26 protein-coding genes and 1 tRNA gene are annotated in these 26855 nt (G+C 61.6%); 13 read left to right on the top strand and 14 right to left on the bottom strand.

What is annotated here, in order from left to right; all coding sequences use genetic code 11:
• Window positions 1–4: 4 nt before the first annotated feature.
• From Q0478_RS09245 to Q0478_RS09270, 6 genes are all read right to left on the bottom strand, one after another.
• Complete coding sequence (locus Q0478_RS09245) at window positions 5–955, bottom strand: phosphoadenosine phosphosulfate reductase (protein WP_298678563.1); 951 nt, start codon at window positions 953–955, stop codon at window positions 5–7.
• A gap of 100 nt (window positions 956–1055) precedes the next feature.
• Window positions 1056–2111 carry a glycosyltransferase family 2 protein gene (locus Q0478_RS09250; protein WP_298678564.1) on the bottom strand — a complete coding sequence of 352 codons (1056 nt, stop codon included), beginning with the start codon at window positions 2109–2111 and terminating at the stop codon, window positions 1056–1058.
• A complete protein-coding gene (locus Q0478_RS09255) occupies window positions 2108–2809 on the bottom strand; it encodes an FkbM family methyltransferase (protein WP_298678565.1) in 702 nt (233 codons plus the stop codon). The genes Q0478_RS09250 and Q0478_RS09255 overlap by 4 nt, the downstream gene beginning before the upstream one ends.
• 1 nt (window position 2810) lies before the next feature.
• Window positions 2811–5186 (bottom strand): glycosyltransferase family 2 protein, encoded by a 2376-nt coding sequence (locus Q0478_RS09260; RefSeq protein ID WP_298678566.1) that lies wholly within the window; start codon window positions 5184–5186, stop codon window positions 2811–2813.
• A 56-nt stretch (window positions 5187–5242) separates the two neighbouring features.
• A complete protein-coding gene (locus Q0478_RS09265) occupies window positions 5243–5872 on the bottom strand; it encodes a hypothetical protein (RefSeq protein ID WP_298678568.1) in 630 nt (209 codons plus the stop codon).
• The gene (locus Q0478_RS09270) at window positions 5869–6903 is read right to left on the bottom strand and encodes a glycosyltransferase family 2 protein (protein ID WP_298678570.1); all 1035 of its coding nucleotides are present in this window, start codon (window positions 6901–6903) and stop codon (window positions 5869–5871) included. Before Q0478_RS09270 ends, Q0478_RS09265 begins: the two co-directional genes overlap by 4 nt.
• A 257-nt stretch (window positions 6904–7160) precedes the next feature.
• On the opposite strand from Q0478_RS09270, the gene Q0478_RS09275 reads away from it, so the two are divergent.
• Entirely contained in the window at window positions 7161–7712 is a 552-nt protein-coding gene (locus tag Q0478_RS09275) for a YeeE/YedE thiosulfate transporter family protein (RefSeq protein WP_298678571.1), read from the top strand.
• A 1-nt stretch (window position 7713) separates the two neighbouring features.
• Window positions 7714–8298, top strand: coding sequence for a YeeE/YedE thiosulfate transporter family protein (locus tag Q0478_RS09280; protein WP_298678572.1), 585 nt, complete (start codon window positions 7714–7716; stop codon window positions 8296–8298).
• Between the two features lie 166 nt (window positions 8299–8464).
• Here Q0478_RS09280 and Q0478_RS09285 read toward each other — a convergent pair whose 3' ends face one another.
• Window positions 8465–9076 carry a class I SAM-dependent methyltransferase gene (locus Q0478_RS09285; RefSeq protein ID WP_298678574.1) on the bottom strand — a complete coding sequence of 204 codons (612 nt, stop codon included), beginning with the start codon at window positions 9074–9076 and terminating at the stop codon, window positions 8465–8467.
• A 51-nt stretch (window positions 9077–9127) separates the two neighbouring features.
• Window positions 9128–9682: a translation initiation factor IF-3 gene (gene infC / locus Q0478_RS09290; RefSeq protein ID WP_298678633.1), complete on the bottom strand. Its 555-nt coding sequence runs from the start codon at window positions 9680–9682 to the stop codon at window positions 9128–9130.
• Between the two features lie 198 nt (window positions 9683–9880).
• Between infC and Q0478_RS09295 the strand changes: the two genes are divergently transcribed.
• Window positions 9881–10573 carry a translation initiation factor 3 gene (locus Q0478_RS09295; RefSeq protein ID WP_298678576.1) on the top strand — a complete coding sequence of 231 codons (693 nt, stop codon included), beginning with the start codon at window positions 9881–9883 and terminating at the stop codon, window positions 10571–10573.
• 72 nt (window positions 10574–10645) lie between these two features.
• Here the strand turns inward: Q0478_RS09295 and Q0478_RS09300 are convergent, their stop codons facing one another.
• Window positions 10646–11476 carry a ferredoxin--NADP reductase gene (locus Q0478_RS09300; protein WP_298678578.1) on the bottom strand — a complete coding sequence of 277 codons (831 nt, stop codon included), beginning with the start codon at window positions 11474–11476 and terminating at the stop codon, window positions 10646–10648.
• Between the two features lie 220 nt (window positions 11477–11696).
• Here Q0478_RS09300 and Q0478_RS09305 point away from each other — a divergent pair, with 220 nt between their 5' ends.
• The 6 genes from Q0478_RS09305 to Q0478_RS09330 all read left to right on the top strand — a co-directional run bounded on the left by Q0478_RS09305 (window position 11697) and on the right by Q0478_RS09330 (window position 19196).
• Window positions 11697–12158, top strand: coding sequence for an Lrp/AsnC family transcriptional regulator (locus Q0478_RS09305; protein ID WP_298678580.1), 462 nt, complete (start codon window positions 11697–11699; stop codon window positions 12156–12158).
• A gap of 206 nt (window positions 12159–12364) precedes the next feature.
• Window positions 12365–14068 (top strand): ATP-binding protein, encoded by a 1704-nt coding sequence (locus tag Q0478_RS09310; protein ID WP_298678582.1) that lies wholly within the window; start codon window positions 12365–12367, stop codon window positions 14066–14068.
• Window positions 14068–15300: a sigma-54 dependent transcriptional regulator gene (locus tag Q0478_RS09315; RefSeq protein ID WP_298678584.1), complete on the top strand. Its 1233-nt coding sequence runs from the start codon at window positions 14068–14070 to the stop codon at window positions 15298–15300. The genes Q0478_RS09310 and Q0478_RS09315 overlap by 1 nt, the downstream gene beginning before the upstream one ends.
• Before the next feature lie 226 nt (window positions 15301–15526).
• A complete protein-coding gene (locus Q0478_RS09320) occupies window positions 15527–16528 on the top strand; it encodes a DctP family TRAP transporter solute-binding subunit (RefSeq protein WP_298678586.1) in 1002 nt (333 codons plus the stop codon).
• Window positions 16529–16599: 71 nt separating this feature from the next.
• Entirely contained in the window at window positions 16600–17325 is a 726-nt protein-coding gene (locus Q0478_RS09325) for a TRAP transporter small permease (RefSeq protein ID WP_298678588.1), read from the top strand.
• The gene (locus tag Q0478_RS09330) at window positions 17325–19196 is read left to right on the top strand and encodes a TRAP transporter large permease (protein WP_298678590.1); all 1872 of its coding nucleotides are present in this window, start codon (window positions 17325–17327) and stop codon (window positions 19194–19196) included. Before Q0478_RS09325 ends, Q0478_RS09330 begins: the two co-directional genes overlap by 1 nt.
• 102 nt (window positions 19197–19298) lie before the next feature.
• Here the strand turns inward: Q0478_RS09330 and tpiA are convergent, their stop codons facing one another.
• Entirely contained in the window at window positions 19299–20045 is a 747-nt protein-coding gene (tpiA, locus tag Q0478_RS09335) for a triose-phosphate isomerase (RefSeq protein ID WP_298678592.1), read from the bottom strand.
• Window positions 20046–20190: 145 nt separating this feature from the next.
• Here tpiA and Q0478_RS09340 point away from each other — a divergent pair, with 145 nt between their 5' ends.
• Window positions 20191–21105 (top strand): 2-oxoglutarate and iron-dependent oxygenase domain-containing protein, encoded by a 915-nt coding sequence (locus Q0478_RS09340; protein WP_298678594.1) that lies wholly within the window; start codon window positions 20191–20193, stop codon window positions 21103–21105.
• Between the two features lie 98 nt (window positions 21106–21203).
• On the opposite strand, the gene Q0478_RS09345 is transcribed toward Q0478_RS09340, so the two are convergent.
• The 4 genes from Q0478_RS09345 to Q0478_RS09360 all read right to left on the bottom strand — a co-directional run bounded on the left by Q0478_RS09345 (window position 21204) and on the right by Q0478_RS09360 (window position 23017).
• The gene (locus Q0478_RS09345) at window positions 21204–21494 is read right to left on the bottom strand and encodes a hypothetical protein (protein WP_298678596.1); all 291 of its coding nucleotides are present in this window, start codon (window positions 21492–21494) and stop codon (window positions 21204–21206) included.
• Window positions 21495–21498: 4 nt separating this feature from the next.
• Window positions 21499–21879 (bottom strand): iron-sulfur cluster assembly accessory protein, encoded by a 381-nt coding sequence (locus tag Q0478_RS09350; protein ID WP_298678598.1) that lies wholly within the window; start codon window positions 21877–21879, stop codon window positions 21499–21501.
• Window positions 21880–21908: 29 nt separating this feature from the next.
• Window positions 21909–22271 carry an SUF system Fe-S cluster assembly protein gene (locus tag Q0478_RS09355; protein ID WP_298678600.1) on the bottom strand — a complete coding sequence of 121 codons (363 nt, stop codon included), beginning with the start codon at window positions 22269–22271 and terminating at the stop codon, window positions 21909–21911.
• 92 nt (window positions 22272–22363) lie between these two features.
• Window positions 22364–23017, bottom strand: a complete 654-nt coding sequence (locus Q0478_RS09360; RefSeq protein WP_298678602.1) for an isochorismatase family protein — start codon at window positions 23015–23017, stop codon at window positions 22364–22366.
• A 248-nt stretch (window positions 23018–23265) separates the two neighbouring features.
• Between Q0478_RS09360 and lon the strand changes: the two genes are divergently transcribed.
• The 3 genes from lon to Q0478_RS09375 all read left to right on the top strand — a co-directional run bounded on the left by lon (window position 23266) and on the right by Q0478_RS09375 (window position 26855).
• Window positions 23266–25665 (top strand): endopeptidase La, encoded by a 2400-nt coding sequence (gene lon, locus Q0478_RS09365; protein ID WP_298678604.1) that lies wholly within the window; start codon window positions 23266–23268, stop codon window positions 25663–25665.
• Window positions 25666–25958: 293 nt separating this feature from the next.
• Entirely contained in the window at window positions 25959–26642 is a 684-nt protein-coding gene (locus Q0478_RS09370; RefSeq protein WP_298678606.1) for an HU family DNA-binding protein, read from the top strand.
• Window positions 26643–26779: 137 nt separating this feature from the next.
• A tRNA-Val gene (locus Q0478_RS09375) sits at window positions 26780–26855 on the top strand.

The following is a 26855-nucleotide window of genomic DNA, read 5'->3' on the forward strand; positions in this document are numbered from 1 at the left end:
GCGCTCAGGCGTCGGCTTGGGGCTCTTTGTCCAGTTGGGCTTGCAGACCCTTGAGGCGGCGCTCAAAGGCTGGCACCCCATCAAGGCGGCGGGTGACATTGCGGCAGAGCCGGTAGGCCAGCCGGCTGCGGCCCTTGTCATCCACATGGCGCAAGAGGTTGCGCAGATAGGCCCGGTCATCGCGGCGCGCGCGGGCCAGTTTGGCAAAGACCGCCGCCGTGAGGCGGCCGGTGCCCGCCAGCGCGATCAGCCGGGAGAGAATTTTCATGTTGCGCAGCGAAAAATGCAGCATGGCACCGCCATGGCGCAGGCGCAGTTTTGTGACATTGGGCCGGGTGAAGAGCGCGGCGTGCATGGCGTCTTCGACCTCTTCTGGGTCATAGAGCACAAAGGCCTCGGCGGCGGCGTCGATCATATCGGGCGCATAGCCGTAGCGGCTGGTGAAATCCTGCCGGCGCTGGTGTAAAAAGCGGCTGTCCCATTCGGTGATGCGCGCATCCAGCGTGGCTTGTGGCTGGATCGCAAGCACCCGCGCGCCCGGCGCGGCAATGGAGTAGGCGGCCGCAGCATAGCCACAGGGGCCGGCCCCGTAAAAGACCACCCGCTCAAAGCCCTCAAAAAAGCCGTCATCAATGAGATTGTCAAAATAGGCAAAGATTTCGCGGTTGCGAAACCAGCTCTGCCCGTCAGAGAGGATACACAGGGTCGACCAGCCCAAAATCTGGCTGATTTCCCAGCCCAGGGGCTGGGACGTGGCCGAGAGGCGCTGGATGTCGTCATAGCTTTCAAAGCTTACCAACAGCGTGTCGCCCCCGGCGATATAGGAGGCAAGATGGGCTTTGCCCAGCGGCTGGACATGGCCGTTGTCCTCGGAGCGGGCCGCGAGCGCGAGCAGCCAGTCACGTTTGGACAGCCCAGTGAGCGAGCCTTCAAGGGGGTTTGCCTGATCCTGCATATCTCAATACCTAACGCACATGTTTTTCGCTCGTGTTTTGCGTGCTTTGAGAGAAACCTAGCGGGGGATTGGGGCGAAATTACGGAAGTTAGGTGCAATTTTAGGGCGTTTGTTGCGGCGCGGCGCGGCTGGCGCGCGCGGCGCTGATGAGCTCTTGGGCCAGTGCCGGGGGCAGGCAGCGCGAGGGGGGCGTTTGCAACAGCCGCCCCAGCAGGGCGCGCGGGGCTTCCTCGGCGAGCAGGGCCTCGATCCGCGCGCGCCGCCAGATCACGCCGGCGGCGTGCTGCCGGGCCAGCTCGGGATCGCGGTGCAGGGCGGCCAGCTCGGCCTCAAAGGGCGCTTTGAGGGCGTGGATGCTGGTGTCGATGGCGCTGCAATGGTTGCGCTCGACCCAGTAGTCCAGCCCGAGGCGCTCTGTGCTGTGGACGGCGCGGCCGCGGTCGGCTTTGACGAGAAAGCCCTCCATGCTGCCCAGCGCATAGTGGTTGAGCTGCACCAGCGCATAGTTGTTGCGGCCATAATCCGAGAAGATGCGCCCGCGCGTGAAGGCCGCGCCCAGCGCGCGGCCCGACCCGTCATACCAGCGCGCCATGGGCAGTTTGCCCGGGTCAGGCTGGCGGGGGCGGTGGACGCCGATTTTGCCGTAGGTTCCATCGTTTTTGTAGAGGGTCTTGAACATTGCGGCGCGCCAGGGCCAGAGCATTTCGGCGGGGGCGGCGCGGGTGAACTGGCGGGTGACGGGCGCATCGCGGTAGCGCAACACATCTGCGTTGCCAAACAGGCGCCATGTGAGGGTGATGGCGGTGGCCTCGGGCAGCGCCGCAAAGAGCGCGGTGAGCGTGTGATCGCCAACATGGATGTTGACGAATTCGTCGATATCCAGCGCGAGAATCCAGTCGGCCTTTTGCGCAAGCGGATGTTTGGAGGCCCGCTTGAGCGCGGTGAACTGGATGCCCGCCTTGTCATAGGGGCCCTCGTTTTTCACATGTGTCAGCAGGCCAAGCGCCTCAAGGCGGGTGAGCATTGCCTCGGTTCCGTCTTCGCAATCGTTTGTGAGAACGAGGAAATCCGTGAAGCCCACCGCACGGTGATGGGCGAGCCACTCCAACAGAAAGGAGGCCTCGTTGCGCAGGGTGAGCACCGCCAGCACTCTCATTTGAGGGCCCAGTCTTTGCGAAAGCACACCACTTTCTGATCGGACCAGCGCGGGAAATAGCTCAGGCCGGCAGCGTGCATGGCGTCAAACACCGCGCGCACGCCGGAAGCGCCGATCCATTGCGGGTGCAGCTCGATGATGGCGGCGCGCAGGCCGGTGTACTTCAGATGCGGCAAAAGCGCGGCCTCGGCCCTCTCGATGTCGCAGATGAAGACATCGGGTTTGAGCGCGTTGAAGGTGGCGTTGAGGCCGCGCACCTCGATTGTCTCCACGCTGCGCACGGGCTTGCCGGGCACCTCCTCAAGCAGCGAGGAGGCCAGAAAATCCTCGCGCACAAAAAAGCGTTGTGGCTTGCCTTTGCGCGGTGCGAGCAGGGCGTTGTGCGCGGTGATGGTGTCAATGCCGTTGAGCGCGTGGAGCTGGCGTTGGAAGGCAATGAGATGTGGGTTGGCCTCAAAGCTGTGAATGGCTTTGGGCGCCCGTTTGAGCGCCAGAACGCTGGCGACATAGCCCAGCCCGCCGCCCAGCTCCAAGACCGTATCCCCCGCTGTGACACAGCGCAGCGCGGCGTTGATTTCTTTGGCTTCATAGCGGTTGCGGCGCAGGGCGCGTTTGAGCTTTTGCGCGATGATGGCGCGATCAAAGGGAATTTTGACGCCGCGGGCCTGAAAGCTGGCCGCGGCTGCGGGACTGTCCATGTCAGCTCTCCATATCAAGGGCGAGGGAATAGGCGACGCGCTCTGTCTCGGTGAGCTTTACCTTGAGCGCCTGGGCATAGAGCGCCTGAAACTCCGGGGTTTCATGCAGCTCTTTCACCTTGTTCTTGTGCCAGGCAAGCCCGGCCTCATGCAGCGCGCGCAGCGTCTTGTCGCGCATCAGGCGGTCATATTCGGCGCGGGTGCGCGCCAGGTTGCGCTGGATGGTGATGTCGCGGTGATCAGACCAATCCATGCGGATCCAGTAGTTGAGGCCAATGGAGCGATCCACATGCAGCGCGCGGCCGCGCTGGCGCTTTACAAGAAAGCTCTCGGCAGAGCGCAGCGCATAATGGTTGAGCTGCACAAGGTCGTAGCCCACGGTTTTCTTGGAGCTGCGCCAGCCCCCCTTGATGTAATCATGGGTGACATCCGCGCCTGAGCCATTGACCCATTTGAGCAGGTTGCGCTTCTCGTCGATCACCTGGTTGGGGCGGTGACAGGAGATTTTGCGGTAGGCCTCAAGGTTCTGGAACATGGTTTTGAAGCCCCAGACCGTGTGCGGCTTGGGGCAGTATTTGGGCGCGCAGCTCTCAAACTGCGCAATGACGAAATCATCGTTGAGCGCGTGCACGCCGTTGTGCCCGAAAAGCCGCCATGTCATGGCGATATTGGTGGCGCCTTTGGTGGCTTTGAACAAATCTTCCAGCGTGCCGTTGCCGGTGCGCACATTGATAAACTCGTCCACGTCGATGTGGATGATCCATTCGGCGTTTTTGATCACCGGTTCTTTCTGGGCCGCATTGAGGGCAAACTGTTGGGGCGATTTGCCCTTCCATTTGTTGTTGTCGCGGTGCTCAAGCACGCCCATCTCTTGCAGATGATCAAGCAGCTCGGTTGTGCCGTCTTCGCAGCCGTTGGTGTAGATCAGGAAGTTATCAACCCCGATGGCGCGGTGATAGGCGATCCACTCCAAAATATAAGGGGCTTCGTTTTTCATGCAGCCGACGATGACATTGCCTGAATTGCCCTTGGGCAGGGTGCGCATGGGCACTTCGCTATATTGTGGCGCTTGAGCCTCTTCGCGCACTTTGCCCATGTCGTTGTGCGGGCGGATGTGCGTGGACATGACGATCTGGTGGTTGACCTTGAACATCTCCAGAAACTCGCCGCGTTTGTCTGAGGTGCCGCTCTGGTGCTTGTCTTCCAGCGCGGCATCAACCGGCACAAACTCCGACAGGCGCGCGGCGCTGTCGTCCTGCGCGGCGGTGAGCGCCTTGATATCGGCAAAGGTGGGCGCTTGTTTGAGGATGAAATGCTGCGAGGCGGTCATATATTGGCTGGCGCGCCAGCCGCCGCTCAAGGGGGCTTCGCGCCAAAGCTCGGCAGGGGTGGGCGGGGTGAACCAGCCGTCGTTTAACGTGTCAAAGCGCGCGGTGAGCGCGGCGTTGTCGGCGGCGAAGCGCTCGGAAACGGGCAAGAGGCTGCCAGGCTCGATGAGCGGGCCGCGCACGCGGTGCGGATAGATCAGCCGCTTGCGCATCTCAAAGGGCATGGAGATTTCCTTGGCCTGCATGTAGCGCACGAAAATATCGTTGAGCTGGCGGGCGCGCGCGAGGGTTTCGGCACTGGGGCGTTTGTCTTCTTCCTGGGCCTCGATCTGGCCCATGGGGATGTCTGTGCCCAGAAGCGCATTGAGTTCATTGGCGCCGTCCTCGGAGCCGAGGCGCGCCATATCGAGCGCGCGCAGATGCACGTTGCCCGCCCCAAAGACCCCCTCCCAGTGGCTCAAAAGGGACGTATAATCAATCCAGTGCGGCGGAAAGTGAATGTCGTTGAACTCGGCTGTGAGCGGGTTGGGCGCGGTGCGCATGGCCAGGGCTGCGTCCCACCAATTGTCTGATTTGGCCAGCTCCAGCTCCAGATCAAGCGGGAAGCGGCGACCGTCCATCACGGTTTTCTCGTAGTTCTGCACCAGCACGCGGCAGGGCTCATCCACATAGGCGTGGATCTGGATGTCCTCCGAGAAAGGCGCAAAGAAGGCGCGCAGGCGCTCAAGCTCGCTTTTCTTGTGCATGAGCGCACCGAGCTGGCCTGAGCTGATCACCAGATGCTTTGGCTGCTCGGCCTCAAGGGCGGTGGCGATTTGCGCCTGAAGGTGCGAGAAGAGCGCCTCTTGCGCGGCCAGCATTTCAAAGCCGCGCAGATAGCGCACGAGGCCCACCTCGGCGTTGGACGAACAGGCCATATAGATGCGGATGTGGTTCCAATCGGGGCTGAACACCCCGTGTTTGGCCAGTAAGGCAGATTTCTTTTTCAGAACCGTGCGAAAGCGGGCTGTGCCGTAGTCTGTCGGGCCGATTATCAGGCTGATTTTCATCGTTTCACTCGTTCAAGAACAGGGCTGGTGGCCGCAGGCGCACCAGCCGGGGCGGGCTAGGCAGGCGGGGCGGGGTTCTGGTTGGCAATGCCCCACCAGGGCAGATCAAGGTCTAAAAAGCGGGCGAGGGACTCGCGGGCATCGGGGGCATCTATGTCAAAGGCCAGGAAATTGCTGGACCCCGCAAAGACCCGCTCGCAGAACATGTAGTGCCCCAATATCCAGCGCGCCAGCTCGGCTTCGCTGTGGCCGTAGCCTTTGGGCAGGCCGGGGATATTGGTGTTGGGCAGGCGCAAGGCCCCCATATTGCCCCAGCGCATGATCGAGGCGGCGGTGGCGGCGGGGTCTCGCATGTTGAGCAGAAAGCGGGTGTCGGGGTGGTGGCGCTGGATGGCGTCGAGCAGCCCCCAATCGGTTTGGGGCCAGAGGGAGGTGTGCAACCCGGCCTGGGAGAGTTCGTTAAAGCCCCGAAACCCGGACAGGCGGCGCAGCGGGTCGCCGTGATCGAAATAATCGCGGTAAAGGACGGTGCCAAGATGCTTGCCGACAAGCTGTGGATCGCTGCTCTGGCGGCGGTGGATGCGCCAATCGACCGTGCGCACCTTGGCGCGGCGCAGCGCGCGGGTGAGGGTTGTTGTGCCTGTTTTGGGCAGGCCAAGATTGACGATTTTGAACGTCTGGCTCATAGGGGCAAGCCGACAAGCTCTCGCAGGGCGGCCTCTTGCGGGGCGTAGGGGGGGCTGGCTTGGAGCTGTTTGCGCATGGCTTGATAGCTTTCTTGCGCCATGAGCTCTGTGAGTTTGGCGCGGTGCAGCGCCACGCATTTTTCATGCAGCGCGGCAATGCCGGGCAGCGCCTTGAGGCGGGCCATTTCGGCGGCGAGCTTGTCTGCGTAGCGCAGGATACTGTCGTCAAAATAGCTCGCATCATTGCGCTCGCGCCAATAGGTGTCATCAAAGTCGCGGAACTCGCGGTTCACATCGCCGCGGTCGTTCTTGACCAGATAGCTGTCAAGCGAGCGCAGGGCGTAATGGTTGAGCGTGGCGAAGTTGCGCACACCCTTGGCGGGAAACTTGCGGATGCGGCGTTTGTTCACCCGTTTGATGAATTGGATCATCGCGGGCTGGCCGGAGCCGTCGGTCCAGCTGGGCTGCTTGCGCCGGGGCAGTTTGACCCCGTCGTGAAAGGGGCGGTGCGCGCCAAAATAGGTCATTGGGAAGTCCGCGCGCACGAGGGATTTCACTTCGATCGCGGTTTCATGGGTCCAGATGTCGGGGTTGTGCGAATAGAGGAACTGCTCGATCACCGGCTTGTCCTCATAGCGCTCCACGCCGCAATTGGCGAAGAACTGGAAGGTCACCGAGATACACTGCGGGTTGCCGCAGGCCTCTATGAGCGCGGGGATTGTATGATCGCCCACATGGATGTTGAGAAACTCGTCCACATCGGCCACCCAGACCCAATCGGCCTTTTTGATCGAGGCGCGGCGGCGCGACTTTTTGAGCGCCTCCATCTGGAAGTTGCGCCCCTGGGCGGGGTTCACCATCGTCTCGACGATGCCATGGGCTTGCAGGGCTTGCAGAAGGGTGTCGGTGCCGTCGGTGCAATCGTTGTGATAGATCATGAAGTCGCTCACGCCGATGACGCGGTTGAAGGCGATCCATTCCAACAGGAAGGGGCCTTCGTTTTTCACGCAGGTGAGGGCGGTGATATTCATGGGCTGCGCTCCGCGCGGCGCTTGGAAAACTGCATGGATTGCCTACTCGTTACGGGCCGGCCTTATGGCTTGTGGCTTCACATTGCGAAAACTATGACACTCTGGCTGCACAGCGTCAACAACCCTGCACAGCTCAGCCCGGCCCGCGCGTGGCCCGCGCGCGCCTTGCACGCCGGCGGCGGCTGTTTGATATGGGTCAAGGTGGCGCTGAGGGCTCTCTGATATTCATGCAATGGAATATATCAGGAGGAAACATCATGACACTGGATTGGAAGCTTGGCGGCGTGCTGCTCGGGCTGGTCTTTTTTCTCGCCGTTCTGCTTGTGAAGCCCATCGGCGTGAGCACGCAGTTTGTGATTTTGGACGGCATCATCGGCGACGCTGTGAACAGCGAACTCGTGACCAAAACCGATGAGGGCTATACCTCGAGCAACGCCTATCTGGCCAAATCGGGCGGCAAATATGCCAAGGCCGTGGCCAACCCGCTGAACTATTCGTTCATCTTCGTGCTGGCGATGATGGCGGGGGCCTATGCTTCGGTGCGCGCGCGGGGCGGCTTGAGCGCTCAAGAGCGCAGCCTGCCCGAAATCTGGCGCAACACCTATGGCGACACGGCGGCCAAGCGCTATGCGCTGGCCTTTCTCGGCGGGTTTGTTGTGCTTTACGGCGCGCGGCTCGCAGGCGGCTGCACCTCCGGCCATATGATGAGCGGCATGATGCAAACCGCCGTTTCGGGCTATATCTTTGCCGCTGGCGCCTTTGCGGCGGCCGTGCCGGTTGCCCTGATGATGTATAGAAAGGAGAGCTGAGATGGAAATTCTCCTCGCAATCGTGATTGGCGCCGCCTTTGGCGCGGTGCTGGACAGAATTGGCGCCACCAACCCCACCTGGATTGGCCGGATGCTGGCGCTGACCAACCTGAACCTCATGAAAACCATCCTGCTGGCGATCGGCACAGGTTCGATCCTGATGTTTGCCGGCCAGATGCTGGGCCTTGTGGACGTGGGCCATATGAGCGTGAAAGCGGCCTATGCGGGCGTGTTCATCGGCGGGCTGATGCTGGGCGCAGGCTGGGCGGCCTCGGGGTTCTGCCCCGGAACGGGCGTCTGTGCGGCGGCCTCGGGGCGCAAGGACGCGCTCTTCTTCATCGCAGGCGGCCTCTTGGGCGCGGCGGCCTATATGGTCACTTACCCCGCGTGGAAGGCCAGCGGACTTTTGAACGACATTGCCGGTGGCAAGACCACATTGGGCAGCGTGCCCGGCGCAAAATATGACGGGCTGATGGCGCTGTCTGGAGACCTTGTGGGCATTGTCATGGGGCTGGCCTTTGTGGTTATCGCCTTTGTGCTGCCCGAGCGGATCGGCGGGGGCGGTGTGACGGTCCCGGCGGAGTAAAGCCAAATTGATCCATGGGTGAGCGGCGCGGGCTGAGAAGTGCGCGCCGTTTGCTTTTGGGGCAAGGGATCTGGAGGGGTGCCTGCGGCACACAGGTTTGTTTTATTGGGGCTCTGCCCCAAACGCAGGGTTTACTTGGGGCTCTGCCCCAAACCCCGAGGTATTTTCAACCAGAAGAAGCCAAGGCGGGTTTGCGTGCGATGAAATCGATGAGGGCGGAGCGGCCTGCGTGGCCTTTGCCTTCCGCGATGTCGGCCTCATAGCTTTTGCAGGTGAGGATCTCCCAGCCTGCGAAGGCCGCGCGCAGCAGTGTTTCTGTATACATGTTCTCGGCTTGGGGCGGGCCACCGGTTTTGAAGGCGATTTGCGCGGGGGTGTAGCCGTGCAGCAGCACAAGCCCCCCGGGGGTGGTGGCGGCTTTCATCTTGCCAAAGAGGCGCGCGCGCGCAGGCGGGCTGGCAAACTGGATGAAGATGCCCAGAACGTGGTCATAGCTTTCAGCGGGGAAGGGCGCGGAGAGCACATCGCTTTCAAGAAAGCGCGCGCTGACGCCGCGGGCGCGCGCGAGCCGCTCGGCCTTGGCGAGGGCGGAGGGGGCGAATTCGAGCGCTGTGACGGTGAGGCCCTGCTGGGCCAGAAAGACCGCGTTGCGGCCCTCGCCCTCGGCCACGCTGAGTGCGGATTGGCCGGGCGCAAAAAGCGCGGCATGGGTTTTGAGGAAGGCGGCGGGCTCTGTGCCAAAGAGGTAGTCTGCGCCTTGGTAGCGGGTTTCCCACATATGCGCCTCTTGAAAAAAACGCCCCGCAAAAATGCGAGGCGCGGTGTCGGGTTATTTGCTGGCGGTGGGGCCGATCAACATGATCATCTGGCGGCCTTCCATTTTGGGGAAGTTTTCCACCTTGCCGATTTCCTGGTCGGTCACGTCTTTGGCGACGCGTTCCAGAAGCTCGCGGCCGAGGTTCTGGTGGGCCATTTCGCGGCCCCGGAAGCGCAGGGTGATCTTGACCTTGTCGCCTTTTTCCAGAAACTTCACCACATTGCGCATTTTGACTTCATAGTCATGCGTATCGGTGTTGGGCCGAAACTTGACCTCTTTGATCTCGATGATCTTCTGTTTCTTGCGGGCCTCGGCTTCGCGCTTTTGCTGTTCGTATTTGAACTTGCCGAAATCCATGATCTTGCAGACCGGCGGGTTGGCGTTGGGCGAGATCTCGACGAGGTCGAGTTCGGCCTCCTCGGCCATCACCATGGCCTGGGCCGGGCTGACAACGCCGACGTTTTCGCCATCGGCGCCAATCAGGCGGATTTCTGGGCTTGTGATACGGTCATTGACGCGGGGGCCAGTGTCGCGCTGTGGAGGCGCGTTATGAGGTCTACGGGCTATGGTTTTGATCCTTTTGTTGTTGACCTTGAGAGTCAGCGGGCAAGGTAGAGCGCTGATGGGGTGGATTCAAGCGACAATCGGCGTATCTGAGCTTATTGTGGCGGCTTTCCCCCTTGTGGCGTCCGAAAGCCTGCGCCATTTGACAGATTGAGCGCGCGCCAGACGGGTCTGGGCGCCCGAACCCAAGGGGAATGAGTTATGAAGAATTTACTGTGGATGGTGCTGGCGGCGATTGTTTTGGGCGTTGGCTACTATGTGTATTCGGGCCAGAGCATCGGAGAAGCTGTTGAAACTGTGACGGAAACAGTCACAGAAGCCGCGCCGCTTGAGGTTGTGACCGAGGCGGCGGAGGGCGTGTCCGAGGCTGTCGAAAGCGCGGTTGACGCGGCCACGCAGACGGCCACAGAGGCCACAGAGGCCACAGGGGCGGTGAGCGAGGCTGCGACAGACCAAGCGGCAGAGGCCGCAACAGCCGTAACGGAAGCCGCCGCTGCGGCGGTTGAGGCCACGACAGAGGCCACAGAGGCCACTGAGGCCACAGAGGCCGCGAGCGAGGCCGCAAGGGCTGTCGCCGAGACAGCCGCCGAGGCTGTTGAGGCCACAGGCGAAGCGGCGAGCGCCATATCCGAGGCAGCCACAGAGGCCGCAGTGGCCACAGAGGCAACGCCGGACGCCACAGCTGATGCGGCATCAGACGCCCAGACAAGCCTAAGTGCAGTGCTCACCCCGGAGGGATTTGACTTTGAGAAAGTCGCAGCGATGATCGAGGCTTCAGACAAGATCAGCGCCCTGCAAAAGGGTCTTCTTCAGAAGGCCGTCAAAGCCGCTCAGGACAACCCTGACGCGTTGAAGGCGGTTCTGGATCAGGTGAAAGCCGCGATGGGGCTTTAGGCTTAGGGCCTGGCCGAAAAAGAAAGTCCCGCGCCCTGTGAGCGGGGCTTTTATTTGCGCGAAGCGCTGGTCTCAGTCGAGGAAGGCTTTTTCGACCACATAGGTTTGGGGATCGGAGTTGGCCCCTTCCACGAGGCCATAGCTTTCCAGCATCTCTTTCAGTTCGAGGTTGAAGGCGAGGTTGCCACAGATCATGGCGCGGTCGTTTTGCGGGCAGATCGGCGTGACACCCAGGTCGCGGAAGGCCTCGCCTGTGCGCATCAGATCGGTGATGCGGCCCATCTTGGGGCTCTCTTCGCGGGTTGTCGTGGGGTAGTATTTGATTTTCTTCCAGAAGCCTTCGCCGATCACCTCATTGAGCAGCTCGTCTGTCTTGAGGCTCTCGATGATCTGGGCGCCATAGGCCAGCTCGCCCACTTCGCGGCAGGTGTGGGTGATGATGACTTCCTCGTAGTCCTGATAGGTTTGCGGCTCGCGCAACAGCGAGGCAAAGGGTGCAAAGCCTGTGCCGGTGGCGAAAAACCAGATCCGCTTGCCGGGTAGGAGCGCGTCATGCACCAGCGTGCCGACGGGCTTGGGGCGCAGGATGATCTCATCTCCGGGCTGGATATGTTGCAGCCGCGAGGTGAGCGGGCCGTCGGGCACCTTGATGGAGTAGAACTCCAGCTCTTCATCCCAGCTGGGCGAGGCGATGGAATAGGCCCGCAGCAGCGGTTTTTGCTTGCCTGTCTTGGGGTCGGGGGCGCCCATCAGGCCGATCATCACGAATTCCCCGGAGCGAAAGCGCAAGGAGGCGGGGCGGGTGCAGCGGAAGCTGAAGAGCCGGTCGGTGTGGTGGGTCACTGCGGTGACGGTCTGGGCGTCGGGCAGGGTTGGGGGTTTGATGGCTTTGGCCTCGGTCATGGGGGGTCTTTCGGTGCTGTCTCGTTCGGGCCCTGTCTAAACCCGTATCTTTCAGATAGCTTTGATCTGGATCAGGTGCGGGAGCAAGCTGCGGCGGGGCTGTTTTGCTTGAATGTGGGAAATTGTTTCAATATGAGGCCGATAAACTTGCGCGCGCGGAACATATGTTTTCCGCTGTGGCGCTGGGCCTTGGAAAAACCTGTGAAAGAGGAGAAACGCCATGACGCAGGGGCTGGATGTTCTGGACCGAAAAATTCTGGTGGAATTGCAACGCGACGGGGCGCAATCGCTGGATGAGATTGCTTCGCAGGTGGGCAGCTCGAAAACCCCGGTCTGGAACCGCATTCGCAAGATGAAAGACAGCGGGGTGATCCGCCAGCAAACGGTGCTGCTGGACGCCGAGGCGCTGGGGCTGGAGGCTTGCTTTTTTGTTCTGATCCGCACAAGCGAGCACGAGAAGGACTGGCAGAATGCGTTCTTGCGTGCGCTGCGCGAGCGCCCTGAGGTGATGGAAGCGCACCGACTGGCGGGGGATATCGACTATATCCTCAAGGTGCGCGTGGCCAATGCGCGCGCCTATGACGTGTTTTATCAGGCGCTGATTTCGGAAGTGAAGATTCACAATGTGACGGCGCTTTTGTCGATGGAAGAGATCAAGCACACCACGATGTTGCCGCTGTGAGCCTGTTTCGCCCCACGCCCTGCGGGGGCGTGGGGCGACCCGCGCGGGGCAAGCCCCGCGCGGGTGACGGAGGGGGCCAGCCCCCAGGTTTCAAAAGCGCGGGCTTTTGAAACCTTCCCCCGAGGTATTTGAAACCAGAAGAAGCCGCCAAGCCGGTTGCGGCGCCTAAGGCTTTGCAAGCCTCTGTAGCGGGAGTATCAAGGGGCATGATGGAGCGGCTTTTCTTCAGGATCGGGATATGGGCAGCGTTTTTGGCGCTGGTTCTGGCTGTGAGCCTCGGGGTGTATCGCTTCGGGCTCAACCAGGCGATGGCGCAGTTGACCGCACGCGGGCAGGCTGACCTTGTGTTGGCGGGCGACCGGTTTGAGGCGCGCTTGCAGCGCTATCAGGAGTTGGCGGTGATGTTGGCGGACCATCCCAGGCTGGTGGGCCTGGATGCGGGCCCGCAGATGCGCGACGATGCGCAGGATTTCTTGCGCGGTGCGGCCGATAAGACGGGCGCCTTGGCGCTGGTTTACATGGATGCGGCGGGGCAGGTTCTGGCGGCGGCGGGGGCCCCTTTGGGGCGCGCGGCGCTGGGCGGCGCTTGGGTGCGGCGCGCGGCGCAGGGCGCGCTTGGCACGGGGCATTTGAGCCTCTCTGCCGCGGCGGGCCCGCGGCGGGCCTATTTTTTTGCGGCCCCTGATTTTGACACCACGGGGCGGGTGCGGGCGATGCTTTTGGTGGCTGTGGATATTGATGAGCTCGAATTTGGCTGGCGCTCAAGCCGCCCGACGGTTTTTTTCACCGATCAGGCGGGGCAGGTGTTTATGGCCAACCGCTCGGAGCTGTTGTTTGCGCGCTTGCAGAGCGGGGCCGCCGGCCTGGTGTTGGAAGATGGCACGGCGCGGCGGATCGAGCAGAGCTGGCGCGGCGAGGAAGAGCTCTGGGTGCTGGATCTGGGGCCTTACATTCCGCGCCGGGCCTTGCATCTGACCAAAGAGATGCCGGTGATTGCGATGCGCGCGGAGGCGCTTGTGGATGTGGCTCCGGCCGAGCGGCTGGCCTTGTGGCAGGCCATGGTGATTGCTTCGGTGCTTGTGGCCTTCGGGGCGATCCTGTTTCTGGTGGCCGAGCGGCGGCGCGCATTGGAGCAGGCCAACCGGCAGCTTGAGGCCCGTGTGGAGCTGCGCACCGAGGCTTTGCGGCGCGCGCAGGCCGAGCTTGTGCAGGCGGGCAAACTGGGCGCTTTGGGGCAGATGAGCGCGGGCATCAGCCACGAGCTCAACCAGCCCTTGATGGCGATCGGGCAATTTGCCGAAAATGCGCGCCGCTTTCTGGCGCAGGGCCAGGAGGCTGTGGCCCGCGAGAACCTGGCCCGGATTTCGGCGTTGAGTGCGCGTGCGGCCCGGATTATCAAGAATTTACGGGCTTTTGCGCGCAATGAAAGCGAGCCGATGAGCCGGGTTGAATTGGGCGCTGTGGTGGCCACGGCTGCGGAGCTGGTGGAGGCGCGGCTGAGCGAAGAGGCCGTGCAGCTGCGCTGGAGGCGCCCGTCTGAGCCGGTTTTTGTGCGCGCAGGCGAGGTGCGCTTGGGGCAGGTGTTTGTCAATTTGATCACCAATGCAGCTGAAGCCATGCAGGGGCAGGACGCGCCAAAGGAGATCAGCATTGCCGTTGCGCACGCCGCGCCGGGGCGCGTGCGCGTGGAGGTGGCGGATTCCGGGCCGGGGATTGCGGATCCGGAAAAGATTTTTGAGCCGTTCTATTCGACAAAGGCTGTTGGGAGCGCTGAGGGGCTCGGGCTTGGCCTGTCGATTTCTTACGGGTTGATCGAGAGTTTTGGCGGGCGCATAACCGGGCAAAACGGCGCTTTGGGAGGCGCTGTTTTTGCGGTGGAGCTGGATTTGTGGGAGGCCGGGGAGAGCTGATGGAGCGGGCTGTTGTCTTGGTGGTGGATGATGACCGCGCGGTGCGCGAGGCGCTGGCGCAGACCCTTGAGCTGGAGGGCATGACACCGCTTTTGGCGGGCTCTTTTGTGGAAGCCAAGGACCATATCACCGCCGGGTTTGAAGGGGTGATCCTGTCGGATATGCGGATGCCCGGGCGCGACGGGTTCCATCTGTTGCAATATGCCCAGGGCGTGGACCCCGATCTGCCGGTGATCTTGCTGACCGGGCAGGGCGACATTGCCATGGCCGTGCGCGCCATGGGGCTGGGGGCCTTTGATTTCTTGGAAAAACCCTGCGCGGCGCAGGCCCTGCTGGCGGTGCTGGGGCGGGCGCTCAAGACCCGGGCGCTGGTTTGGGAAAACCGCGGGTTGCGCGCCGCTGCGCGCGCCGCAGATCCGGCGGCCCGGATGATTTTTGGCACCTCGCCACAGGCCGAGGCGCTGCGCAGCCGTGCGCGCAGCCTTGCGGCGCTGGATCTGGCGGCTTTGGTGACAGGGCCGCGCGGCGCGGGCATTGCCAAGGTTGCGGAGGTTATTCATCTCAGTTCGACGCGCCGCACGCGTGCCTTTGTGCGCCGCCAGAGCGCGGCGCTGGATGAGGCGGGGTTTGAGGCCGCGCTTTTGGAGGCGGCCGGGGGCACGCTGTTTCTAGACGAGATCGAGACGTTGGGAGCCGCGCTGCAATATCGTTTGGCCGAAGCGCTTGAGGCGGGGCTGGCGGCGCGGGTGATTGCCGGCGGGCCGGACGGTTTGGCCGCTCTGGCGGAGACAGGCGGCTTTAACGCTGAGCTTTATTATCATCTGGAGGGCATGAGCCTGCGCATTCCGGCGCTGCGCGAGCGGCCCGAGGATATTGCGGTGATTTTTGGCCACTATGTGCGCCAGGCGGCGGAGCAGACAGGGCTCGCGGCCCCCGAAATCGGGCCGGATGTTGTGGCCGGGTTGATGGCGCAGGATTGGCCGGGCAACGCGCGCGCTTTGATGAGTGCGGCGATGCGCTTTGTCCTTGGGGTTCCGGATGCGCCGGGCGCATCAGCGGGGGCGCTCGGGCTGGCTGAGCAGATGGCGCAGGTTGAACGCTCGCTGCTGGTGGCGTCTTTGGGACGCCATCAGGGCAAGGCTGCCGCCGCTGCCGAGGCGCTCAAGCTGCCGCGCAAGACCTTTTATGACAAACTGGCGCGCTACGGGCTGAAGCCTGAGGACTACCGGTAAGGCGCGCAGCCGGGCAGGCGGGTTGGACTGTGCGAAGATTCGCACAACGCCCTGTCATAGCTGTGCGGTATTTCGCACAAGGCGGCGCATCGGTTTTTGCAATGCCTTGATTTTAGGCAAAAAAACGAAACCTTGCACGCGGATGACCAAATTGTGACCCTTTTTTGCATCGGCCCCGCCTGTTTGCGGTGGGGCGAGTGATTCTGAACTCTGGGAGGAGACCCACATGAAATTTCTGACAGCAACTTTGGCAGCCCTGACGCTGAGCGTATCGGCCTCGGCCGTTGCGGCGGGCTGTGATGATGGCGAGATCGTTGTCAAATTCAGCCATGTCACCAACACCGACAAACACCCCAAGGGGATTGCGGCCTCGCTGCTGGAGCAGCGCGTCAACGACGAGATGAACGGCACGATGTGTCTGGAAGTCTTCCCCAACTCGACGCTTTACAACGACAACAAGGTTCTGGAAGCCATGTTGCAAGGCGATGTGCAGCTGGCCGCGCCGAGCCTGTCGAAGTTTGAAAAATTCACCAAACAGTTCCGCCTGTTTGATCTGCCGTTCATGTTCAAAGACATCAACGCCGTGGACACGTTCCAGAACAGCGAAAAAGGCCAGGCGATGCTGGACAGTATGCAGCGCCGTGGACTTCAGGGGCTGGCCTTCTGGCACAATGGCATGAAACAGATGAGCGCCAACAAGCCGCTGGTGTCGCCCAGTGATGCCAATGGCCTGAAATTCCGCGTCCAGAGCTCTGATGTGCTTGTGGCGCAGATGGAAGCGATTGGCGGATCTCCCCAGAAAATGGCGTTTTCCGAAGTCTACGGTGCCTTGCAGCAGGGCGTTGTTGACGGGCAGGAGAACACCTGGTCCAACATCTATGGCAAGAAATTCTTTGAAGTGCAGGACGGGATCACCGAAACCAACCACGGCATCATCGACTATCTTGTTGTGACCAATGTGGACTGGCTCAACAGCCTTGAGCCCGCCGTGCGCGAACAGTTCACCACCATCCTCAAAGAGGTGACCGAAACGCGCAACGCAGAATCCACCTCCGTGAACGCCTCGGCCAAAGCCTCCATCATCGCCGCGGGCGGTGTGGTGCGTGAGCTGAACGCAGAGCAGCGCCAGGCCTGGGTTGATGTGATGAAACCCGTCTGGGAGCAGTTTGCCGGTGACGTGGGCCAGGAAAACATCGACTATGTTCAGACCATCAACGCAGGCATGTAAGCGCCTGATTTGACACAAAAACGGGGCGGGCTTTTTCGGGCCCGCCTTTTTTGAAAGCGGAGGAACAGGCCATGGCCACGCGCAAACCATCGTTTACAGACCAGATTGAAGAGCTGCTGATTGCCACGATTTTGGGGGCCATGACGCTGATCACCTTTGCGGGGGTCGTGATCCGATATGTCTTTGACACGCCTGGCGCCAAGCCGGTTGTGGAGGCGCTGGGCCTGCCCACCAACCTGCTTTGGGGGCTTGAGGCGACGGTTTTTTTGTTTGCCTGGCTGGTGCTCTTGGGCGCGTCCTATGCGGTCAAGACACACTCCCACCTTGGGGTCGATGCCATCGTCAACATGCTCAGTGCTCCGGCGCGGCGGGTGTTGGCTCTGATTTCGGTGACGCTGTGCCTGTTTTTCTCCATGTTGATGGTGAAAGCGGCCTATGATTACTGGGCCGTGTTCGCCGATCTGCCGCCCACCTCGGGGCGCTGGGTCCCCACGGGGTTTGACAGCAGTGTGCGCAGCCAGAGTTTTTATGAGGTGCAGGATGTGCCCATGCTGGGGATGTTCAGGTTTCTGGAAGATCTGATCAATTACGGCGATGCCTATGAGAAGATGCCAAAGGTTGTCCCCTATATTGTTTTGCCGATTTCCATGGTGCTGCTGCTGGTGCGGTTTGCCCAGGTTGCGGTGTTGATCTGGCGTGGCGAGGCCGACCGTCTGGTGGCCAGCCATGAGGTGGAAGAAGAGCTTGAAGAGGTGCGCGCCCAACAAAACGCGCAGGATGTGCGGGGAGATATCTGATGGAAGTTGTGCTGCTCTTTACCATGGTGATCGGCTTTTTGCTGATCGGTGTGCCGATTGCTGTTTCGTTGGGGCTGAGCTCTGTTTTGTTCCTGCTGTTGTTCTCGGATGCGACGTTGGGCTCTGTGGCGGGCACCTTGTTTGAGGCCTTTGAGGGGCATTTCACCCTGCTGGCCATTCCGTTTTTCATTCTGGCGTCCAGCTTTATGACAACCGGTGGCGTGGCGCGGCGGATCATCCGCTTTTCCATAGCGCTTGTGGGCCATTTGCCGGGGGGGCTGGCGATTGCCGGTGTCGCCGCTTGCATGATGTTTGCGGCCTTGTCGGGCTCTTCGCCGGCCACGGTTGTGGCCATCGGCACCATTGTCATCGCCGGGATGCGGCAGGTGGGCTACAGCCGCGAGTTCGCGGCGGGGGTGATTTGCAACGCGGGCACGCTGGGCATTCTCATTCCGCCGTCGATTGTGATGGTGGTCTATGCGGCGGCGGTGGAAGTTTCTGTGGGGCGCATGTTCCTTGCGGGGGTGATCCCGGGGCTTCTGGCCGGCTTTATGCTGATGATCACGATCTATGTGATTGCCAAGGTCAAGAACCTGCCCAAGGGCGAATGGGCCGGGCTGGACGAGATTGCCGCCTCGATGCTGGATGCCTCTTTCGGGCTGTTCTTGATTTTCATCATTCTGGGCGGCATTTACGGTGGGGTCTTCACGCCCACGGAAGCGGCGGCTGTTGCGGCGGTCTATGCGTTTTTCGCGGCTGTGACCATCTATCGCGACATGGGCCCGCTCAAGGACACGCCCTGGCTTGAAGAAGACGAGCGCGACGCTTTTGGCCTTGGTCTGCGGATCGTTGTCTTTGCCTTTATCGGCTTTTTGATGCACCTCTTTGCCTCAAGCCCGGAGGCGGATGCGAGCTACCCACGCGCGCTTGGGCTTATGGTGGGGTCAGGTTGGGTTTTGGTCTGCTTGCTGACCGGCTGGGTCTTGATGGCCTTTCCGGCGCGACGTGGGGTAATTGCTACGCTGATTGCCGTGGTGCTGGCATCCGGGCCCGTGACGCTGGCCTTGTTGGCGGTTGTGCCGCCTTTGTCGGGCGGGCTGACGGGTATGCTGGGCGAGGTGTTGCCCGGCGGGCTTGTGAGCCCGGCCAGCTTTTTGCTGACCCTGTTGATGGCGCTGTTGATTGCGGTGTTCGTGGCGCTGCCGCCGATCATTTTCACCTATTCGCTGGGCGGCGCGGCGCGTGATGCGGTGGCGGTGCAGGCCGGTTTCGGCGGCTCGCTGGGCGGGGGGCTGTTGCGCTTCTTGCGCGGGCTGCTTTACTCGCTGGGGGGCTTCTTTTTGGCCTTCTTTCACCGCGACACCAAAAAGACCCTTTTTGAAGCGGGCAAGCTCACTGTGACCCTGTTGTTCGTGATCGCTTTTGCGCTCATTCTCAAGCATGTGCTCACCGAGCAGCAGGTGCCCCAGCACATTGCTGGCGCCATGCTCAATGCGGGCTTTGGGCCGGTGATGTTCTTGGTGGTGGTCAATATCATCCTGCTCATTGGCGGGCAGTTCATGGAGCCTTCAGGCCTTCTGGTGATCGTGGCGCCGCTGGTGTTTCCGATTGCCATCGAACTGGGGATCGACCCCATTCATCTGGGCATCATCATGGTGGTGAACATGGAGATCGGGATGATCACCCCGCCGGTGGGGCTCAACCTCTTTGTCACCTCAGGCGTGGCCGGGATGCCGATGATGAGCGTGGTGCGCGCGGCGCTGCCTTTCCTGATGGTGCTCTTTGTGTTCCTGATTATGGTGACCTATATTCCCTGGCTCTCCACCTTCTTGCCCAATACCTTTATGGGGCCGGAGATCATCACGAAGTAGCCAGGGGGCAAGGCACAAAGCCGGCCCTGAAAGCGACAGGCCGCTCCGTTTGGGGCGGCCTTTTGCGTTCGCGGCCTTTGGCGTTGAGGGGCTGTGCGGTGCTCAGGCCTGCGCGAGTGCGGTGATAATGGGAGAGAAATCTGCCGCCGTGAGCGACGCGCCGCCCACCAGCGCGCCATCCACATCGGCCACGCTGAAGAGCGCGGCGGCATTGTCGGGCTTCACCGATCCGCCATAAAGCAGCCGTATGGCCCCGCCGGTCTCGGCGCCCAGGCGCGCCTTGAGGCGGGCCCGCAAAAACCCGTGCACCTCGGCGATTTGCTCAAGTTGGGGGACATGCCCGGTGCCGATGGCCCAGATTGGCTCATAGGCCAGCACCAGCGCGCTGTCTTGGGCGGGCGGGCTGTCGGGCAGGGAGCCGTCGAGCTGCTCGGCAATCACCTTGAGCGTGGTTTGGGCCGCGCGCTCGGCGGCGCTCTCGCCCAGACAGATCACCTGCATCAAGCCTGCCGCGGCCGCAGCCTCGGCCTTGGCCCGCACCATGGCGTTGGTTTCACCGTGATCCTGCCGGCGCTCGGAATGGCCGAGGATGACGGCGCTGGCACCGGCATCGCGGATCTGGGGGGCGGAAATATCGCCGGTATGGGCTCCGGCGGGCTGCATGTGGCAATCTTGCGCCCCGATCTGCACCGCAGACTGGCCTGCGGCCGCGCTCAACAGCGTGGCAGGCGGGCAGATGAGAATATCCACAGGGCTGTTTTCATGGGCGCGACCAAGCGCCGCAATCTCTGCAAGGCTGGCGCGTGTGCCGTTCATTTTCCAGTTGCCTGCTGCCAGTTTGCGCCGCATGTCTTGCTCCTCACTCGTGTTTCGGCAGATCTAGCAGCTTGCGCGCGCGGGGCCAATAGGCTCTGGGCGGTTGCGCTGGCAGACCAGTTGACTAGAAGGAGCGGCGAGACTTTGCCCCTGTGGATAGGCTGAAGGACTGTATGACATGATTGACACGATTGACTTTGCCGCTCTGGAAGCGGGCGCGCCCGACGCCCGCGAAAAGCTGCGCCGCGGGGTCTTGGAAACGGGGTTTTTGCGCCTGAGCCAGACGCCCATCAGCGCTCAGGATCTGGAGGCGGTTCTGGCGGCCTATCGGGCGTTTTTTGCACGTCCTCTGGCGGAGAAGCAAAAAGTCGACATGGCCCGCACCGGCTCCAACCGGGGCTGGGGCGCGAGCGGCTCTGAGCAGGTCGATGCGGGGGCCAACCCCGATTACAAGGAGGTCTTTGATTGCGGCTTTGAGCTGCCGCCCGGCGACCCTTTGCAGGCCCGGGGCTTGCTGGTTTATGGGCCCAACCAATGGCCCGAGGCACCAGAAGGCTTTGCCAGAACCGTGCAGGCCTATTACACGCAGGCGCTGGCGCTCTGCCGGGCGCTTTTGCGCCACATCGCCGAGGCCGCAGGGCGGGATGCGGGCTCTTTTGATGGGTGTTTTACCCGCCCCATGGCACTGTTGCGCAGCAATTATTACCCCGCTCGGCCGGAGTGGGCGGGGGAGAAGGATTTTGGCATCGCCGCGCACACCGACTATGGCTGTTTGACATTGCTGGGCAGCGACGGCACCGCGGGCCTGGAAGTCTGGGGGGCGGATGCGTGCTGGCATCCGGTGGATATGGCTCCGGGGGAGTTTGTGATCAATTTCGGAGAAATGCTGGAGATGTGGACCGGCGGGCGCGTGAAGGCCACGCTGCACCGCGTGGTGGGAACGCAGGCCGAGCGCATTTCTGTGCCGATGTTTTTCAACCCGAATTACGACACCGATGTGAGCGCAGACGGGGCGCAGCCGATCTCGGCCGGGGAGTATCTCACGCGGCGCTACGACGAGACCTATGTGCATTTGCAGGGCAAGGGTGCGTAAGACAGCTTCGAATTTTCGCTGTGCGAAAATCCGACACCTTGGGGGCTCTGCCCCCAAACCCCCGGGATATATGAGGCAATAAAAAAGAGCAGGGTGGTTTAGAGGCTGCGGGCGAGGAGCCAGTGGTAAAAGGCCTGGCCGCTCAAGAGGCAGGCGCAGGCAATGATCAGGCCAAGGGCATCGGGCGCGAGGAGCAGAAACGGCAGCAGGATGATTGCAGCGAGCGCTGGCATGAACGCCAGCGCAAGGGCGCGCGGCGCATAAAGGCCAGCGTTGCCAAAGAGGTCAAACTGCATCGGCAGGCGGCTTTGAGCGCGGTAGTGCCTGTTTGTGCGCCAGGCGAGGGCGCACATGATGCCGAGGGTGAGCAGGCACAGGAGCGCGAGCACCTGTCTAGCTTTTGCCGAGATCGGCGGCCAGCGCCTCTACATCTTTGAATTTGATCGATTCACCGCAGCCGCAGGCGTCTTCGACATTGGGGTTTTTGAACTTGAAGCCCGCTTCCAGCAGCGAGACCTCGTAGTCGATCTCTGTGCCAAAGAGGAACATCTGCGCCATGGGCGCAATGAGCACGCGCGCGCCCCTGTCTTCGACCACCTCGTCATGCGCGTTGAGCTCGTCCACATAGTCCATGGTGTATTCCATGCCCGCGCAGCCGCCCTTTTTCACGCCGATACGCAGCCCGCTGTGGCCTTTGTCTTGCATCAGTTTGCGGATCTGGCTGGCGGCGGACTCTGTGAGGGTGACCGCTTGTTTGCCTGGAATTCCGAACATGAGATATGTCTCCTAAGCGTTTGGCTCTTTTACATAAAGCCGAGTTCAAGGCGGGCTTCGTCGGACATCATGTCCATCCCCCAGGGAGGAGACCATGTCAGCTCGACATCGACCTGTTTGACACCGGGCAGCGGTTCGATGGCCTCTGCGACCCAGCCGGGCATCTCCCCTGCGACGGGGCAGCCCGGGGCGGTGAGAGTCATGGTCACATGCACGTCGCTTTGCGGGGTGATCTTGATGGTGTAGATCAGCCCCAGATCATAGATATTCACAGGAATTTCAGGGTCATAAACCGAGCGACAGGCCTCTACGATGCTGTCATAGAGGGCGTGGTCCGTATCGGAGGGGGCGATCAGCGGGGTGCCTTCGATCGGGTCGATCATGTCAGTCATGGGGGCGTCCTTCGTTTCCTGACTGATTATATAGGGAAAGCCCCGCGCCGCGTAAACCCGCGCGGGGCGAAATTTATCGCATCTGGTGCCGCTCAGGCGATGCGCAGCTCGGGTTTGGCCGAGGTGGCTTCATTGCCCTGGGCGCGCTGGAGGGTGGGGGCATTTGCGCCCAGAAGCCCAAGGGCATCGGCCGTTGAGATGGCGGTGCAGAACTCGCCATGCATGGCCGCCACGGCGATGTCGTGGACCAGCTCGGGATCATGGTCAACGCCGTTGCGGTCCACGCGGTTGCAGGTCGCGCGGGCGTCTTGCACGAGGTAGACATCATACCCCATGTTGCCCGCCATGCGCACGGTTGTTTCGACACAGAAATTGGTGAAATAGCCCGCCACGACAAGGCGGCGGATACCGGCGCGGCGCAGCTTGATTTCGAGGTTTGTGCCGATGAAGCCGGAGTTCACATCTTTGTGCACCACGATATCGCCGGATTGAATATCGAGCCCGTCAAGCTGGGCGCCGGTGGGCAGGGACAATTTTAGCGGGCTGTCGGGCTCCTGGCTGTCATGGCGGGTGAAGCCAACCTGACGGCCGGCAGCGCGAAAGCCTGTGAGCAGGGCGCGCAGATTGTCTTCGCAGGCGGGGTTGTTCATCCGCCCGCCCGGGCCGCCCCAATGGTCATAAACATGCACGCCTTTTTGCACATCAATCAGCAAAAGCGCGGTCTGCTCGCAAAACTGTGAAATCATGGTTTCTCTCCCTTTTGAGGCCCAGCTTAGGGCGGGTTTTGGGCTGTCTCAACGGTGTTTGCGCCAAAACTATCGCAAAACCGGCCTATTTCCACCTTGCTGATCGGGGCACTGAAAGGCATCTTGCGCGCAGCCATGTGTTGAAAACGCGGCGCAGAACGCCCAAGTTAACACTTCGAAAACGCGGAAGGTCTTGCTGCTGCCTCAGGTGAGGGGGGCGGGGCCTTGCCACTGAACAGGACAAGAGCATGACTGATGATATGAACACCTCCTTTCCCGTATTGCCGCTGCGCGATATTGTGGTCTTTCCGCACATGATCGTGCCTCTGTTTGTGGGGCGGGAAAAATCGGTGCGCGCGCTGGAAGAGGTGATGAGCGATGGCACGCAGATCTTGCTGGCTGCGCAGGTTGATCCGGGCGAGGACGATCCGGACACCAGTGGAATTTACCAGGTCGGCGTGCTGGCCAATGTGCTCCAGCTTCTCAAGTTGCCCGATGGCACCGTGAAGGTGCTGGTCGAAGGGGTGGAGCGGGTGCACATCACCGGGTATCTGGACAACCCCGAGTTTTTTGAGGCGACAGCAGAGCCGCTTGAAGAGCTGCTGGGCGATGAGGAAACGGTTGCCGCGCTGTTGCGCACGGTTGGCAACGAGTTTGAGCGCTATGCAAAAGTGCGCAAGAACATCCCCGAAGAGGCGCTGGCGGCTGTGGGCGAGGCCCAGGAGCCAGAGAAGCTGGCCGATCTTGTTGCCGGGCATCTGGGGATTGAGGTGGACCAGAAGCAGGAGCTTCTGGAGACGCTGGATGTGAGTGCGCGGCTGGAGAAGGTCTATGGCCTGATGCAGGGCGAGATGAGCGTGTTGCAGGTTGAAAAGAAGATCAAAACCCGCGTGAAAAGCCAGATGGAGCGCACGCAACGCGAGTATTATCTCAACGAGCAGATGAAGGCGATCCAGAAAGAGCTGGGCGATGGCGAGGATGGCGAGGGCGAGCTGGCCGAGCTGGAAGAGCGCATTGCCGGCACAAAGCTCTCCAAAGAGGCGCTTGAAAAGGCGCGCGCCGAGCTCAAGAAGCTCAAGAACATGTCGCCCATGTCGGCTGAAGCCACGGTGGTGCGCAACTATCTTGACTGGATCTTGAGCATCCCCTGGGGGGTCAAATCGCGCGTGAAGAAAGACCTGTCCCGCGCTGAAAAGCTGCTGGATGACGACCACTACGGATTGGAAAAGGTCAAGGAACGCATTGTCGAATATCTCGCGGTGCAGCAGCGCTCACAGAAGCTCAAAGGCCCGATCATGTGCCTTGTCGGCCCGCCCGGTGTGGGCAAGACCTCGCTTGGCAAGAGCGTGGCCAAGGCCACGGGGCGCGAGTTTATCCGCATCAGCCTTGGCGGCGTGCGCGACGAGAGCGAAATTCGCGGTCACCGCCGCACCTATATCGGCTCCATGCCCGGCAAGATCATCCAGGCGTTGAAAAAGGCCAAGACAACAAATCCGCTTATCCTGCTCGACGAGATCGACAAGATGGGGCAGGATTTCCGTGGCGATCCGGCGTCTGCCATGCTTGAGGTGCTTGACCCCGAGCAAAACAGCACCTTTGTCGACCACTATCTTGAGGTGGAATATGACCTCTCCAATGTCATGTTCCTGACCACCTCAAACAGCTACAACATGCCTGGCCCGCTTTTGGACCGCATGGAGATCATTCCGCTCAGTGGCTATACCGAGGATGAAAAGCGCGAGATTGCCAAGCAGCACCTCATCAGCAAGCAGATCAAGAACCACGGCCTGAAGGCCAAGGAATTTGAGCTGACAGATGCGGCGCTGACCGATGTGATCCGCTACTACACCCGCGAGGCGGGCGTGCGCAATCTTGAGCGCGAGATTGCCAAGGTGGCGCGCAAAGCGGTGACGCAGATTGTCAAGAAAGAGGCCGAGACCGTTGAGGTCACCCCGGACACGCTGGGCGATTTTCTTGGTGTGCGCAAATACCGCCATGGGCTGGCCGAAGAAGACAATGCCATTGGGGTTGTCACCGGCCTCGCCTATACGTCGGTGGGGGGCGATCTGCTGCATATCGAGGCGCTCAAGCTGCCCGGCAAGGGCCGCATGAAGACGACAGGCAAACTGGGCGATGTCATGAAAGAGAGCATCGACGCCGCCTCAAGCTATGTGCGCTCGATCAGCCCGAGCATCGGGGTCAAGCCCACGAAGTTCGACAAGATCGATATTCACGTCCATGTGCCGGATGGTGCCACGCCCAAAGACGGGCCAAGCGCCGGGCTTGCCATGGTTACGTCGATTGTCTCCGTTCTGACCGGCATTCCCGTGCGCAAAGACATCGCCATGACCGGCGAAGTCAGCCTGCGGGGCAATGCCATGCCAATTGGCGGGCTGAAGGAAAAGCTGCTCGCCGCTCTGCGCGGGGGGATCAAGACCGTGCTCATCCCGCAGGAGAATGAGAAAGACCTCGCCGAGATCCCCGACAATGTGAAAGAGGGCTTGGAGCTGGTTCCGGTGAAGCATGTGAGCGAAGTGTTGAAATATGCGCTGGTGAGCGCACCTGAACCGATTGACTGGGATGAAGCGGCTGAAGAGGCCGCCGCCCAGCTGGCCGCCGCCTCTGGCCCAAGCGCTACGGCCCACTAAACACAGGCGGCGCAGGTCTGCGCCGCTCATTCGCGCCGCCTCCGCTGGGGGCGGCGCTTTTTTGTGCCTAATGGCCAGTGCGCGTGGCGCCTGTTAGTGCGGCGCAAAAGGAAAAGCTGGCCAGAGACGCGCGGCTTTGGTATCGTCGCAATATCCCGCGATGACACTTAGTGCGCATCGGCGGATACCGAGCAAAGATCTCGCCCAAAAGAGGCGGGCTTGGCCAGAAGCGTCTGCGTTTTTTGGCAGGGCCGAAGATTGAAAACACGAAAAAAACCATGAGGCAAACCAAAATGACAGATATGCAAGAGGCCAAGACCGTGTCTGAAAGTCCGGATATGGGCCTAGAGTCGCCAGCGCAAGCCACAAGCGAGGCCACCCCCAAGCTCATAGGGAAGACCACAGGGAAGACCACAGGCAAGACAGCGGTGAAGACGGGCCCAAAGACGGGCCCAAAGACGCGGGCCAAAGCCACCGCAAAAAGCGCACATGAGAGCAGAGCGAAGCCGCCCGCCACGGGCGCAGCCAAACCGGCAGCCGGATCAGAGCCCAAGCCCGGCCTGGCAAGCCCCTCTGCCAAGCGTCCACTGGCCGGCAAGACGCTCTCGCCCCGGCTGGCCGCGATTGCGCCCACCCCCCCGTCACCCGCGCCTTGCGAGCCAGCCCCCTCAGAGCCAGCCCCCTCCGAGCCAGCCCTGGACCCGGCCCAAAGCGAAATGCGCAAGGAGCAGCTTCTGGACGCTGTTGCCGCGCGCTCGGGCGTGAAGCGCAAAGATGTCAAACCGGTGGTTGAGGCGATGCTTGAGGTGCTTGGCGAGGCGCTGGGCGATGCGCGTGAACTCAATCTCAAGCCCCTTGGCAAACTCAAGGTGGCCCGCATCAAACGGGTGGCCAACGGGCGGGTGATCCAGCTGCGGCTGCGCCAGTCTGATATGGTGATCAAAGAGCTTCAAACAGCGGCCCAACCGGCCGACTGAACCCGCCTTCTGCGCCGCGCTGGCCTTGGCAACACAGGCGTGGCGCAGGGGGGCAAAAGATTTTTTCACGTCTTTCTGGATTTTTCGCACAAAACCCGCTTGCAAGCCCGCGCAGCTGTCGCTAAACACCGCCGCACGGGTCGTTAGCTCAGTTGGTAGAGCGCTTCGTTTACACCGAAGATGTCGGGAGTTCGAGCCTCTCACGACCCACCA

The sequence above is a fragment of the uncultured Lentibacter sp. genome (genome assembly GCF_937123735.1).
GTDB lineage: Bacteria > Pseudomonadota > Alphaproteobacteria > Rhodobacterales > Rhodobacteraceae > Lentibacter.